Genomic DNA, 12,975 nt, shown 5'->3' with positions numbered 1-12,975 from the left:
GGTCAGCTGCTCGTCGCACCTCAGCTCAAGGGGAGAGACCCGATGAACACCTTTCAGCGTCGCCGGCCCGGGCGGATCGCCGCTGCCGTCCTGACGGCAGCCATGGCCTTCTCGCTGGCCGCCTGCGGTGGCGGCAGCAAGGACGGCAAGGACTCCGAGGCCGAGGGCAAGCCCGCCGCGGCCGCCGACGCCGGCTTCCCGCGCACCGTCACCCACGACAAGGGCTCCACGGAGATCAAGGCCAAGCCCAAGCGCGTGGTGGCGCTGGACAACAGCCTGGTCGAGGCGGTCGTCGCGCTGGACACCCCGCTGGTCGGCGGCGTCGGCACGTACCGCGACCAGAAGGGCTTCCCGGCCTACCTCGGTGACGCCGTGAAGGAGACCAAGGACGTCGGCCCCCTCGACAGCCCCAACCTCGAAGCCATCGCGGCCCTCAAGCCCGACCTCATCGTCTCGGCGACCGTCCGCCACGCGGACCTGTACGACCGGCTGAGTCAGATCGCCCCGACCGTCTTCGTCAAGACCACGGGTCCGATCTGGAAGGAGAACATCACCTTCCTCGGTACGGCGCTCGGCCAGGAGGAGAAGGCCAAGGCCAAGCTGACGGCGTACGAGACCCGCGCCAAGAAGATCGGTGACGCCATCAACGCCCAGGGCGGCGGCAGCGGCGACGGCGGCAAGCCGACCATCTCCATCGCCCGCTTCGTGGACGGCCCGACCCGCATCTACCTGCCGAAGAGCTTCAGCGGCATCATCCTGACGGACATGGGCCTGCTGCGTCCGGAGAACCAGCGCGACACCGTGAAGTTCAACATCGAGATCAGCGAGGAGCAGATCCAGCAGGCCGACGCCGACCACATCTTCCTCACCGCCTTCTCGGGCGGCGAGGAGCGCAAGAAGAAGTTCATGGCGAACCCGCTGTGGCAGCGCCTGAACGCCGTCCAGAAGGGCAACGTCCACGAGGTGGACGACGCCACGTGGATGACCTCGGTCTCGCTCCAGGGCGCGGACATGGTGCTGGACGACATGGCGAAGATCTTCAAGGTCGACCCCGCCAAGTGACCGAAGCGGTCAAGTGACCGACGCGGTCGGGTGATCCGACACGGACGCGGCCGACACGGCGGGCCGGTACCGGGGAATTCCGGTACCGGCCCGCCGTCGTCGTGGCTGCCGGATCAGCCCTCGTCCTCCAGCCGCCGCAGCCGCTCCGCGTCGCACGTGCGCGGGCAGGTGCCGCAGGCGCGGGCGGCGTCGAGCTTGTAGTACAGGCAGCAGCCGATCCGGGTGCGGGTCGGGTGCGCGCGGCCCCCGCGGTCCACCAGCCGGCGGAAGTCCGCGCCGCCGGGGAACGGCGCCATGGCCGTCGGGAGCAGCTCGGTCGCGGCGCTGACGGACCGTTCCTCCTGGCCGAGGACGCGGCCGAGGTACCAGATGCCGGAGACCAGGTCGTCGCCGACCATGCCCCACAGGGCCCGCGGCCCGCGCCGGACGTGCGGGCCGAAGGCGGCCAGCACCGGCCGCATGTGGTCGACGACCGCGGCCCGCAACTCGGCGCGCAGCGCCTCCTCGTCGGCGACCGTGCGCACGCCGGACAGCCGTACGCCGAACAGCGCGGCGGGGTCGGCCGCCGGATCGTCCGGCAGGCAGGCGAAGCCGTGGCCCGGGGTCACCTCGTACCGGCCCGTCGCGAGGTCGGCGCGGATCTCGGCCGGGCGGATGCGCGGGACGCGGCGGTCCAGGTACCAGGCGCCGCTCATCAGCATGCTGACGGACCATGCGTAGTCGTGCAGGGCGCGGGAGGCGGCGACGTCCGGGCGGGGTTCGTGGCCGTGCCGCTCCCGGATACGCGCGGACTCGGCGCCGATGAAGGCCGTCAGGGCCTGCGGGTCCTCCGCGAGCTGCGCGCCGGTCACCCAGGTGCCGGACGTCGGCGCTGCCGTGTCGTTTCCGCTGCCGTCGGGATCGCCTGCGACCCGTACCTCCAACGCCTCGCACACCACGGCGAGACGGCGGTAGCCGGGGGCGAGAGCGCTGCCCCCGCGCACGGCCGTGCGCGGCACCAGGGTGTCCAGGGGGGTCGTCATCGGCGTTCCTCATGAGTGGGCGGGTGTCACCGGGGCAACGGAACACCGGAATCAGGGAAGCGTGAGTTGGTAAGGTTAACCTTACCTTCATTGGTGATCGGCGATCAATCCCGGCAACTCGAATGGAGCAGGCCCGGGTTGAGACTAAGGATTGCCTAACCTAAACTGCGACGGCCGGTGTGTTGTCAGCCGCCGGCGTCGAGCCGACCGTTCCGTGACCACGGCTGCTCGCCACCGCCACGACTCGGAAGGGGCATCCGCCCATGCGGTTGTACCTGCTCGCCCTCCCTCCCACCGATTCGGTCACGGACGGCTTCCTTCCCGCCGCGGCCCGTCTCGGCCTGGACGTCACGGTGCTGACCGACCAGCCCGACGCCCACCGCGAGCGCTACGGCGCCGAGGTCGAGGTCCTGGAGTGCGACGTACGCGACTTCCGCGCCGTCATCACCCGGATAGCGACCCACCACGCCCCCGACGCGGTGTTCTCCAACAGCGACCACCTCCAGGTGCAAGCCTCCCTGGCCGCCGAGTACTTCGGCCTGCCGGGCAAGGACTGGCGGGCTGCGCTGCGGGTGAAGGACAAGGCGCAGATGCGCCGTCACCTCGCCGCGTCCGGCACCGACTCGGTGTGGTCCGTGGAGATCGCCCCCGGGGAGCTGCCCGACGCCGCCGCGGTCCCCTACCCCTGCGTGCTCAAGCCGCGCGAGGGCGTGGCCAGCGAGAACGTGGTGATGGTGCACGGACCCGAGGACCTGCTCCTGCAGTGCAAGGAGATACAGGCACGGCGGCCCGGTGTGCCGCTGGTCGTGGAGGAGTACCTCGCGGGCCAGCTGTACACCCTGGAGACGCTCGGGGACGGCACCGTCCGCCACGTGCTGGGCGGATTCCGCACCGAACTGACCCCGCCGCCGCTCTTCATCGAGCAGCAGCTGACCTTCGTCCCGGCCCACCCCAAGCCGGTCGTCGCCCAGATCCTCGCCCAGCTCGACGCCCTCGACATCGGCTTCGGCATCTGCCACACCGAGTTCGTGGTGCACGAGGGCCGCGCCCGCATCATCGAGGTCAACTACCGGGCCATCGGCGACCAGTGCGACCTGCTGCTCGCGGAGCTGCTCGGCATCCCGCTCTTCGAACTGGTGCTGCGGACCTACCTCGGTGAGCCGCTCCCGGCCGACCTGGGCGCCCGCCGCGACGGTGCGGCCCGGATCTCGTGGCCGATGTCCGACCGCGCCGGCACGCTGACCGCCGCCCCCGAGGCCACCGACCGGGAGGCGGACGGCGTACGGCTGAGGTACCGGCCGATGCGGCCCGTGGGCGAGTGGCGCGAGCTGGCCCACACCCACCGCGACTACCTCGGCGCCGTGCGGGTCGTCGGCACCGACCAGGAAGCCGTCAACCGCGTCCACGCAGACTTCCTCGCCACCGAGCGCTGGGAGATCACGCCGTGACCGGCGTCGCCGAAGCCGCCGAGGAAACCCTGCTGCTGCGGGTGCTGAGCGCCTTCGTCCGCGAGGACGTCGTGGGCCTGCGCACCCGCTCCACCACCGTCGACCGCGAGGACGGCCGCTGGCTGCGCCTGCCGCTGCCCGACGGTGGCGAGCCGGCAGCGCTGCTGCTGCCGGTCGCCGAGGACGGCTTCCAGGGCGAGTACGCCGCCCGCCGGCCGCTGCTGGTGCGCGAACCGGACGGCGCCGAACTCACCGGGTCCGAGGCGGTCCTGGGCGCTCTGACCGCGTTCGCCGACCCCCGCGACCTCCCCGGCTTCGTGGCCTTCGCCGAGGAGTGCCGCCAGACGCTGGCCACGATGCGGCTGCACGACCGTACGGCCGGTGAGGTCTTCGACGACCTGACCGCCCGCTACGGCGCCGACCCCGCCGACTGGACCGGCCTGGCCGCCTCCCTCGCGTTCGACACCCTCGCCGCCCGCCTCGACCACCCGGTCTACCCGACCGCGCGGGGCCGTTCCGGCCTGGACGACGAGCAGCTGCGGGCGTACGCACCCGAGTTCCACCCGGGCTTCGTCCTGCGCTGGCTGGCCGTACCCCGCGAGGCACTCACCGTCCCCGGCGGCCCGGCCCTGCTGCCCGCGAGCTGGCCCTCGCCGGCCGACCTCGGCCTGCCCGAGCTCGCCGACAGCCACCTCGCGCTGCCGGTCCACCCGCTCACCCTCGGCGCCCCGCTGCGCGACGCGCTGCGCGAGGCGGGCCTGGAGCACACGGCCGTCCTCGCCGACGGGACGTACGGGACGTACGGGGAAGCCGTACCGACCCTGTCCATGCGTACGGTCGGCCTCGCCGGAGAGCCGGACCTGCACGTCAAGCTGCCGCTGGCCACCGCCACCCTGGGCCTGCGCAACCGCCGCACCATCAAGCCCGTCACCCTCGTGCACGGCGCCGCCGGGCAGCGGCTGGTGGAGGCGGTGGTCGCGCGGGAGCCGCGGTTCAAGGACGCGATCCTGCACGCCGACGAGACGGTCTACGCCCACGCCGGGCACGAGCTGCTCGCGGTCCTCTGCCGCCGCTACCCGGCCGGCCTCGACCGCGCCGTCGTGCTGCCCCTGGCCGCGCTGCTGAGCACCGCGCCGGGCGGGCGGCTGGTCGTCGACCACCTGGCCGACCGCTTCTACGACGGCGAACCGGTGGCCCTGCTCGACGCCTGCCTCACCCTGCTGCTCGACTGGCAGACCACGCTCTACGGCTACGGCATCGCCCTGGCGTCCCACCAGCAGAACATCTCCCTGGTGTTCGACCGCACCCCCGAGGACGGCCGCACCCGCGTGCGGCTGCTGTTCAAGGACGACGACAGCCCCCGCCTGAACGTGCCGCGGCTGCGGCAGACCCTCGGCGCCGAGGCCGACGAGCTGCTGGCCCCCTTCCAGGACCCGCGGATGTTCGGCGAGGACTACCGGGCCGTCACCGACATGCTCACCACCATCACCCTCCACCTGTGCGCCGGCTCGTACGCCTTCGGGCTGGCGGAGCACGGCCGTACCGCCTCGCCGGAGGCGGTGCTGGGGCTCGTACGCGAACGGCTGGCCGAGGCCGCCGAGCGGCTCGGGACGGGCGCAGGGGAGCCGGGCGCGGAGCTGCGGGAGCGGGTGCTGGACGCCGTCGAACTGCCGGTGAAGGCCATGGTCACCGCCGGAACGCTGCTCACCAAGGAGCGCTCGGGCGCTTCCGACATCAACACGCACTACACGACCGGCCCCAACTACCTGCGACGGCGAGCGAGGGACCTGCGATGAGTGCGACAGCGCCTGCGGCGGCGGACATTGTCGGGCTGAGGGCGGCGACGGCCGCGTCGGCGGCGACGGCTTCGATGCCGGCGAGGCAGCCGGATGCGCCGATCGCGCCGGGCGCTCCGGCCGCTCCGGCCGCCTCGCTTCCGTCGGCCGCGTCTACCGTTCCGGCCGCGGCGGACGGGGCCGCGCAGGCGGGCCGGCCGGCGTTGGGGCGGCAGCAGGTGCATGCCGTCGCCGGGTGCTTCTTCGTGGCGTCCTTCGCCGCCCTCGGGCTGCCCCCGTACCTCACCGAGATCCTGCCCGAGCTCGGCGACACCACCGGCCGCTGGGCAGGTGTGCTGTACATCGTCCCGACCCTCTTCGCCGGGGTCGGGGCCCCGCTGTGGGGCCGGCTCGCCGACCGGTTCGGCCGCAAGCGGCTGCTGCTGCGCGCCCAGCTCGGGCTCGCCCTGTCGTTCGTCCTGGCCGGGTGGGCCGACTCCCTGGCCGCGTTCACCCTGGCCCTGGTGCTCCAGGGCATCCTCGGCGGCACGTACGCCGCCTCCAACGGCTACCTGGGCGCCACCCTGCAGGGCCCGGAGCTGTCCAAGGCGCTCACCTTGATGCAGGGCGCGGCGCGGGCGGCCCTGCTCGTCGCGCCGATGGTCGTCGGCGCGCTGTCGCCGTGGCTGTCGCCGCACCGCCAGTACGCCCTGCTCGCGATCCTGCCGCTGACGGCGGCGGTGCTGATCGCGGCCCTGCCGGAGTCGCGCGGGCCGAGACCGGAGCCGGCCGCCGGGGCGGCCGGGACGGGCAGACCCGCCGGGGCGGCGGAGGCGAGCAGCGCGTCCGTGGCGGCCGAGGCCGGCGCGTCGGCGCCGGAGGCCACCGGGAAGCCCTCCCCGGCGTCGGGGCTGCGCGCCCTCTACGCCCTGGAGTTCGCCTTCGTCTTCTCCACCGTCATCTCCTACCCCTACCTGATCCGGCTGATCGACGAGCGAATACCCGGCACGTCCCCGTTCCTCTCCGGTGCCCTCTTCGCCCTCCCGCACCTCCTCTACCTGGTGACGGCGATGGCGCTGCACCCCGCCTGCCACCGCCGCCCCCGGCTCGGCATGGCCCTGGGCTTCACCTGTATCGCGCTCGGCCTGGCCGGGCACGGCGTGGCCGACAGCCTGGTCACGCTGACCGCCGTACGACTGCTGCTCGGCGCGGGTATGACGCTCGGGCTCGTGTGCCTGTCCGTACTGGCCGCCGCCGAATGCGCCAAGGGGCGCGCGCCGGGCCGGCTGTTCGGCTCGCGGGAGTTCTTCTCCAAGGCCGGCGCCGTCGTCGCCGGGGTCGCCGCCGCCGTGGGCACCAGCCACTACGGCCCGGCCGCCCCCGTGCTCACCGGCGGGGCCGTGGCGGTGCTGGCCGTGTGCGCCCTCGCCCTGCCCCGCTCCCGTAGCAGTCTCCGTTCCATCCGCACCCGCTGGAGCCGTTGATGCCCCCGCTGAACAAGTCGCTCGCCACCGCCACCGCCACCGCCACCGTGCCCGCCGCCCGTACCGCCGGCGCCGCCCCCACCGGTCTGCCGAGCGCCGACGCCGTCGTCGCGCACACCCTCCTCAACTGCCTGCTGCGCGAGGTGTCCGGCCCGGAGCACCAGAGCGCCGTCTCCGCCGGCCACCTGCTGCTGCGCCTGCCCCGCCGGGGCCTGCTGCTGCGGGTCGCCCTGCGCCGCACCTCCCTGCTGGGCGCCCACCGGTTCGCCGGCCCCGTGCTGGAGCAGCGCGGCGAGGTCTGGACGGAGACCGACTGGCGGCGCCTGGCCGAGTACACCCAGGACGAGCTGTCGCTGCGTACGGGCGTACGGAACGACGAGTTCCTGGACCAGGTCGCCTCCACCCACGAGGCGGTCACCGCGGCCCTGGCGTCCCTGGCGGCGCGCGACGGCTCGGCGGACCGCGAGGGTGTCGCAGCCATGGCCGTGGCCCTCGCCGAGGACGGCCTGGCGACGTACCTCGCCTCGGAGCAGTCCCTCCTCTTCGGCCACCGCTTCCACCCCACCCCCAAGGCCCGCAGCGGCGACGCGGCGTCCTGGCTCTCGTACGCCCCCGAGGTGGGTGCCGCCTTCCCCCTGCGCCACCTCGCCGTACGCGCCCACCTGATCGCCGAGGAGTCGGTCGACGAGACCTCCAGCGCGCCCCTGGACCGGCTGCGGCCGGACGTGCCGGAGGGGTACCGCCTGCTGCCGGCCCACCCCTGGCAGTACGAGATGCTCCGCGAACACCCCGCGCTCCGGGCGGCCTTCGACCGGGGCGACATCCTGGACCTCGGCAGTGGCGGGGAGCCGTTCGCCGCCACCGCGTCGGTGCGCACGCTCTACGACGGCGAGACGTTCCTGAAGTTCAGCCTCAACGTCCGCATCACCAACTGCCTGCGCAAGAACTCCAGTTACGAGCTGTCCGGCGCGGTCGCCATGACCCGGCTGCTGGAGCCCGCGCTGGCCGACCTGGCGGCCCGCTTCCCCGGCAGCGCCATGCTCCGCGAGCCCGCGTACCGCAGCCTCGCCCTGCCCGGCCCCGACGGCGCCCCCGACCGCGCGCTGCTCGAAGGCTTCGGCGTGATCGTCCGCGAGGGCCTGTCCCGACGGCTCCTGCCGGGCACGACCCCGCTGCTCGCGGCGGCCGTCGCCGACGAGTACCCGACCGGGCCCGGCCACATCTCCCGGCTGCTGGCGGGCGCCGGCCCGCAGACGGCCCTCGCCTGGTGGGCGGCGTACCTGAAGCTGCTGGTCCCGCCGGTGCTGGCCGCCTACTTCGACCACGGCCTGGTCCTCGAACCGCACCTCCAGAACGTGGTCGTCTGCGTCGACGACGACGGCATGCCGGCCCAGGTCCTCTTCCGCGACCTGGAGGGCACCAAGCTGCTGCCCGAGCGGCACGCAGCCTTGCTCGCCTCGCTGCCCGCCGACGTGGCCGGCCCGATGACGTACGACGCCCAGCGCGGCTGGGACCGGGTCGTCTACTGCCTGCTGGTCAACCATGTCGCCGAGATGCTCGCCGCCCTCGCCGATTTGCACCCGCAGACCGAGGCCGCGCTGTGGGCCCAGGTCCGTACGACCCTCCAGGCGCACGCCGACCGCCACGGCTGCCCGCCGCGGCTCGCCGCCCTGCTGGCCGGCGTACCGCTGCCGGCCAAGGCGAACCTGCTGACCCGCTGGGAGCGCAAGGCCGACCGGGACGCGGGCTATGTGCGCCTGGCCTCCCCGTTCGCCGAGGCCGTCCTGTCGGGGGCGGCCCACGACGAGACCACCTGGAGCGACGCCCGATGACCGCAGCCACGACGGGGCCGAGCCCGTCCGCGCCGAGCCCGTCCGCGCCGCCTGCGCCCGCGCCGCTGCTGACCGCGGCGGCCAGGGAGCGGATCCTCTCGCTGGAGGGCACCGACCTCCCGGCGTACGTCTACGACCTGACGGCCCTGCGCGCCCACGCGGCCGAGGTCCGGGCGGCCCTGCCGGCCGGGGTCGAGCTGTACTACGCCGCCAAGGCCAACCCCGAGGCGGAGATCCTGGCCGCGCTGGGCCCGTACGTCGACGGCTACGAGGTCTCCTCCGGCGGCGAACTCGCCCACGTCGGCAAGGCCGTCCCCGGCCGGCCGCTCGCCTTCGGCGGACCGGGCAAGACCCCGGCGGAGGTGACGGCCGCCCTGGAGCAGGGCGTCCGCCGCTTCCACGTGGAGAGCCTCCACGACCTGCACGTGCTGGCGGCCCTCGCCGAGCGCCGTCCGCGGCGCGAGGGGGAGCCCCGGGTGGGGGTCCTGCTCCGCTTCAACCTCCCGCTGGCCGACGCCTCGCTGGCGGGCAGCTCACTCGCGATGGGCGGCCGCCCGACCCCGTTCGGGCTGGACCCGGCCGACGCGAACACCGCCGTCCGCCTGCTCACCGACGGCGGCCACCCGCACCTGGAGCTGCTCGGCGTCCACGCCCACCTGGCCAGCGGCCTGGAGGCCCCGGAGCTGCTGGCGTCCGCGGAGTCGATCGTCGCCTGGTCCACGGACCTGGCCGCCCGCCACCGCGTCCGCCTCGCCGAGGTCAACGTGGGCGGCGGCATGCACGTCTCCTACGCCGAGCCGGCCCGCCGCTTCGACTGGCAGACCTACGGCGCCGGCCTGGGCCGCCTGGCCGCCGCCCACCCCGGTCTGACCCTGCGCATCGAACCGGGCCGCGCCCTGACCGCGTACTGCGGCTGGTACGCCACCGAGGTCCTGGACGTCAAGGACAGCCACGGCGAGGCCTTCGCCGTGGTCCGCGGCGGCACCCACCACCTGCGCACCCCGGCCACGAAGGGCCACGACCAGCCCTGCACCGTCCTCCCGGTCGAGGCCTGGCCCCACCCCTGGCCCCGCCCGTCCACCCACCGCCCGGAGTCCACCCTCACGGGCCAGCTCTGCACCCCGAAGGACCTCCTGGCCCGCCACGTCCCCGCCCCCGGCCTACGCGCCGCCGACCGCGTGGCCTTCGCCCTGGCGGGTGCCTACGCCTGGAACATCTCCCACCACGACTTCCTGATGCACCCCCACCCGACCCACCACTTCGTGGGATAGGCAGGGCCGTCGTCCGTCCGCCTGTCTTCCGTCTACTCGCTCCCGAAGCTCCCGAAGCTCCCGAAGTCTTCATAGCGTCAAGGAGGGGCGACGGTTTATGCTCGGTCTGTGCGAGCCACCAGTGATCCTCTGACCGACGGCGAGAAAGACGAGCTGGACGACGCTCTCGCGGCTGTCCGTCGGGCTGAGCAGGTGCTTGCGTGGGCGCAGGCGCACCTCAACCGCACGGCGGGCCGCATCGGCTCTGCCGACCGCTATGGGCAGAAGGCCGCGGTAGGCCGTCGTGTCGGCTGGTCCCGCCAGCACGTCACCACGCTCGCCAACGCCTACCGGGCAGGCGAGCTGGACCAGGAGGAGAGGGTCGAAGTCGCATGAGCACCGCGCCGCAGCCGTCCGCCGTCCCGCAGCCGCCGGCCCATCCCGAGGCGATCCGCGCCGCCCTCGCCCAGATCGCCCCGCACCTGTTGGCCGCCTTCGACCGCGACCGGGCGGCCAGTACGGCGCGTGCGCGCGCCGAGGTGTCTGCCGTTCCTCTTCGCACTTTCACCGAGGCGTGGGTCGTCGAGGTGGCCATCGCCCGGCACCCGGAGACCGCTGCCCGGCTTCGCGCGCTCGAGGCCCGCGCCGGAGAGGTCGCCGACCTCGGCACGGCCCGCGACATTGCTGCCGAGATCAGCCGCATCCGCAACGCCGCCGCCGCAGAGGCCGGCATCCGTACGAAGGCCCGGGTCTGACCTGGGCCTTCGTGCATGAGCGGGTGACGGGAAGCGAACCCGCGTCGAAGCCTGGGAACTACTCCGCCTCGTGTTCCCGGATCGCCGTCTCCACCAGGGCCCGTGCCGCCCAGGTGATGGCCTCCTCCTCGGCCTCGGGGCCGAGGCCGCGGACGTCGCGCAGGGCGATCTGTGCCTCCCAGCCGACCACGATGGTCAGGGCCGAGATCAGCCGCTGGTACGACTCCTGGCTCAGCGTGCCGCGCAGCGGTTCGCAGGCCTGCTCCAGCCATTCGATCCGGCGCGGGCCGCGGCGCGGGCCGGCCGGCTCCGCGGTCTCGCCCGCCGGTTGATCGACGGTCAGGCGGATCAGCCGACGGCCGAGCGGAAGCGACTGCGGTGAGTACGTCAACAGCGTCCTTATGAGGGCGTCCACCCGGGCCGCGGGGTCGTCGGAGATCGAGGGGTCGGCCAGCGCCTGCTCGACCGGGGGCTCGTTGAGCGCGCCGGCGGTCGCGTCGATCAGCAGGTGGTCGAGGCTCGGGAAGTACGCGTAGACCGTGCGCCGCGACACGTCGGCGGCGGCCGCGATCTCGTCGATGGACGGCGTCGCCCCGCCGGCGCTCAGCCGGACCGCCGCGTCGACGATCGCCTTGCGGGTGCGGCGGCGCTGCGCTTCACGGCCGCCGCCGCGGCGGACCGGATCCTCACTGGTCATCGTGCCCTGTCCCTCCCCGGTCGGGTTGGTGGGGGCTTGACGCCCCCTCAGGCAATAAGTATATCTTCATGCAGTCGCTGCACAGCAGTGCAGCAACTGCACTGGCGTGAACTCGAAGCCGAACCCCTTGATGCGGAGGACGCACCATGAACGAGAACACCGATGTGGTCGTGATCGGCGGCGGATACGCCGGCGTCATGGCGGCCAATCGCCTCACGCAGCGCGCCGACGTGACGGTGACGCTGATCAATCCGCGCCCGAGCTTCGTCCACCGCATCCGCCTGCACCAGCTGGTGGGCGGGACGGACAGCGCGGTCGTCGACTACCGGGAGGTCCTGGGCGAGGGCGTCCGGCTGGTGGTCGACACCGTGACCCGGATCGACGCGGCGACGCGCAGCGTGGCGCTGGCGTCGGGCGGCACGGCCGGCTACGACTACCTGGTCTACGCGGTCGGCAGCGGCAGCGCCGACCCGAGCGTGCCCGGGGCGGCCGAGTTCGCCTACCCGATCGGCACCTTCGAGGAGGCCGGGCGGCTGCGGCCGGTCCTGGACGCCGCGCCCGCGACGGCCGCGGTGACGGTGGTGGGAGCCGGTCCGACCGGCATCGAGACTGCCGCCGAACTGGCCGAGCAGGGCCGCGCCGTGACCCTGGTCTGCGGCGGGGTGCTCGGCCCGTACCTGCACCCCCGGGGCCGCCGCTCGGTGGCCCGGCGCCTGGGCAGACTCGGGGTGACGGTGCTCGACGGCCCCGACTCCAGGGTGACGGCTGTGACCCGTGATGCCGTCCGGCTCGGTGGCGGGCGCGAGCTGCCGAGTGCGGTGACGATCTGGACCGTCGGCTTCGGCGTGCCGGACCTGGCCGTGCGCAGCGGGCTGAGCACCGACGCCCTGGGGCGCCTGCTCACGGACGAGACGCTGACCAGCGTGGACGACGTACGCATCATCGCGGCCGGGGATTCGGCGGCGCCGTCGGACCTGCCGCTGCGGATGAGCTGCCAGGCCGCGATGCCGATGGGCGCGCGGGCCGCCGACACGGTGCTCAGCCGGATCGCGGGGGAGCGGCCCGAGACCCTCAACCAGCCGTTCGCCGCCCAGTGCATCAGCCTGGGCCGCGGCGACGGCATCTTCCAGTTCGCCAACCGGTCCGACGTCGCGGTGGGGTTCAAGATCGACGGCCGCCTCGGCGCGAAGCTCAAGGAGACCGTGTGCACGGTGGTCGTCAAGCACCTGGCCGCCGAAGGGGCCGAGCCCGGCGGGTACCGCCTGCACCGCGGCTCGGGAGGGGCGGCCACCCGGCAGCGGCGACTGCTCCGGGCGAAGCGGAGCGCGCAGGCCGGGCAGGCCGGGCAGAGCGCGCAGGCCGGGCAGGCCGAGCAGGCCGAAGCGCCGGCCACCACTCGGCGTGCGGCGGCTTGACCGAACGCCCGCCGAAGCCCCGCCTACGCCCGCCTGTTCGCCCGCCGGCGGGGCGGGGGGGGGGAGCCGGGCGCCCCCCCCCCCCCGCCCCGGGGGGGGGGGGGGGGGCAGGGCGGCGCCCGCGCGGGGCGCGCGGGCGCCCACCCCGGCGGGCGACGGCCGGCGGGCGGCCGCCGCGCCCGGCGCTGCGTCGGGCAACGCACCCGTGCACGGGCCGTCCGCGCTCGCCCAGTTT

General features: G+C 74.2%; 11 protein-coding genes. 9 read left to right on the top strand and 2 right to left on the bottom strand.

Features of this window, described 5'->3' with window-relative positions:
- Positions 1–42: 42 nt before the first annotated feature.
- Positions 43–1,062 carry an ABC transporter substrate-binding protein gene (locus GPJ59_RS10040; RefSeq protein ID WP_258024149.1) on the top strand — a complete coding sequence of 340 codons (1,020 nt, stop codon included), beginning with the start codon at positions 43–45 and terminating at the stop codon, positions 1,060–1,062.
- Positions 1,063–1,175: 113 nt separating this feature from the next.
- Here the strand turns inward: GPJ59_RS10040 and GPJ59_RS10035 are convergent, their stop codons facing one another.
- On the bottom strand, positions 1,176–2,084 hold the full coding sequence (locus GPJ59_RS10035; protein ID WP_219666135.1) for a (2Fe-2S)-binding protein: 909 nt from the start codon (positions 2,082–2,084) through the stop codon (positions 1,176–1,178).
- 263 nt (positions 2,085–2,347) lie between these two features.
- On the opposite strand from GPJ59_RS10035, the gene GPJ59_RS10030 reads away from it, so the two are divergent.
- The 7 genes from GPJ59_RS10030 (at position 2,348) to GPJ59_RS10000 (ending at position 10,628) form a co-directional block, all read left to right on the top strand.
- Complete coding sequence (locus tag GPJ59_RS10030; protein ID WP_219666134.1) at positions 2,348–3,532, top strand: ATP-grasp domain-containing protein; 1,185 nt, start codon at positions 2,348–2,350, stop codon at positions 3,530–3,532.
- Positions 3,529–5,328, top strand: coding sequence for an IucA/IucC family protein (locus GPJ59_RS10025; protein ID WP_308120220.1), 1,800 nt, complete (start codon positions 3,529–3,531; stop codon positions 5,326–5,328). The genes GPJ59_RS10030 and GPJ59_RS10025 overlap by 4 nt, the downstream gene beginning before the upstream one ends.
- A gap of 74 nt (positions 5,329–5,402) precedes the next feature.
- A complete protein-coding gene (locus GPJ59_RS10020; protein WP_219666152.1) occupies positions 5,403–6,791 on the top strand; it encodes an MFS transporter in 1,389 nt (462 codons plus the stop codon).
- Entirely contained in the window at positions 6,791–8,623 is a 1,833-nt protein-coding gene (locus tag GPJ59_RS10015) for an IucA/IucC family protein (RefSeq protein ID WP_219666133.1), read from the top strand. Before GPJ59_RS10020 ends, GPJ59_RS10015 begins: the two co-directional genes overlap by 1 nt.
- Positions 8,620–9,894, top strand: coding sequence for a type III PLP-dependent enzyme (locus GPJ59_RS10010; protein WP_219666132.1), 1,275 nt, complete (start codon positions 8,620–8,622; stop codon positions 9,892–9,894). The genes GPJ59_RS10015 and GPJ59_RS10010 overlap by 4 nt, the downstream gene beginning before the upstream one ends.
- A gap of 108 nt (positions 9,895–10,002) precedes the next feature.
- Positions 10,003–10,269 (top strand): hypothetical protein, encoded by a 267-nt coding sequence (locus tag GPJ59_RS10005; protein ID WP_219666131.1) that lies wholly within the window; start codon positions 10,003–10,005, stop codon positions 10,267–10,269.
- Positions 10,266–10,628: a hypothetical protein gene (locus GPJ59_RS10000; protein ID WP_219666130.1), complete on the top strand. Its 363-nt coding sequence runs from the start codon at positions 10,266–10,268 to the stop codon at positions 10,626–10,628. The genes GPJ59_RS10005 and GPJ59_RS10000 overlap by 4 nt, the downstream gene beginning before the upstream one ends.
- A gap of 58 nt (positions 10,629–10,686) precedes the next feature.
- Here the strand turns inward: GPJ59_RS10000 and GPJ59_RS09995 are convergent, their stop codons facing one another.
- Entirely contained in the window at positions 10,687–11,325 is a 639-nt protein-coding gene (locus GPJ59_RS09995) for a TetR/AcrR family transcriptional regulator (protein ID WP_219666129.1), read from the bottom strand.
- 146 nt (positions 11,326–11,471) lie between these two features.
- Here GPJ59_RS09995 and GPJ59_RS09990 point away from each other — a divergent pair, with 146 nt between their 5' ends.
- On the top strand, positions 11,472–12,740 hold the full coding sequence (locus tag GPJ59_RS09990) for an NAD(P)/FAD-dependent oxidoreductase (protein WP_219666128.1): 1,269 nt from the start codon (positions 11,472–11,474) through the stop codon (positions 12,738–12,740).
- Positions 12,741–12,975: the final 235 nt, after the last annotated feature.

This window comes from Streptomyces bambusae (assembly GCF_019400985.1).
In the GTDB taxonomy this organism is placed as follows: domain Bacteria; phylum Actinomycetota; class Actinomycetes; order Streptomycetales; family Streptomycetaceae; genus Streptomyces; species Streptomyces bambusae_A.
This window is presented reverse-complemented; position numbering and strand designations above follow the sequence as displayed.

What these genes read in the sequence shown, in the direction of transcription:
- GPJ59_RS10010 (WP_219666132.1), top strand. Translation starts at nt 8,620, where the DNA reads ATGACCGCAGCCACGACGGGGCCGAGCCCGTCCGCGCCGAGCCCGTCC.
- GPJ59_RS09990 (WP_219666128.1), top strand. Translation starts at nt 11,472, where the DNA reads ATGAACGAGAACACCGATGTGGTCGTGATCGGCGGCGGATACGCCGGC.
- GPJ59_RS10035 (WP_219666135.1), bottom strand. Translation starts at nt 2,084, where the DNA reads ATGACGACCCCCCTGGACACCCTGGTGCCGCGCACGGCCGTGCGCGGG.
- GPJ59_RS10015 (WP_219666133.1), top strand. Translation starts at nt 6,791, where the DNA reads ATGCCCCCGCTGAACAAGTCGCTCGCCACCGCCACCGCCACCGCCACC.
- GPJ59_RS10000 (WP_219666130.1), top strand. Translation starts at nt 10,266, where the DNA reads ATGAGCACCGCGCCGCAGCCGTCCGCCGTCCCGCAGCCGCCGGCCCAT.
- GPJ59_RS09995 (WP_219666129.1), bottom strand. Translation starts at nt 11,325, where the DNA reads ATGACCAGTGAGGATCCGGTCCGCCGCGGCGGCGGCCGTGAAGCGCAG.
- GPJ59_RS10030 (WP_219666134.1), top strand. Translation starts at nt 2,348, where the DNA reads ATGCGGTTGTACCTGCTCGCCCTCCCTCCCACCGATTCGGTCACGGAC.
- GPJ59_RS10040 (WP_258024149.1), top strand. Translation starts at nt 43, where the DNA reads ATGAACACCTTTCAGCGTCGCCGGCCCGGGCGGATCGCCGCTGCCGTC.
- GPJ59_RS10020 (WP_219666152.1), top strand. Translation starts at nt 5,403, where the DNA reads ATGCCGGCGAGGCAGCCGGATGCGCCGATCGCGCCGGGCGCTCCGGCC.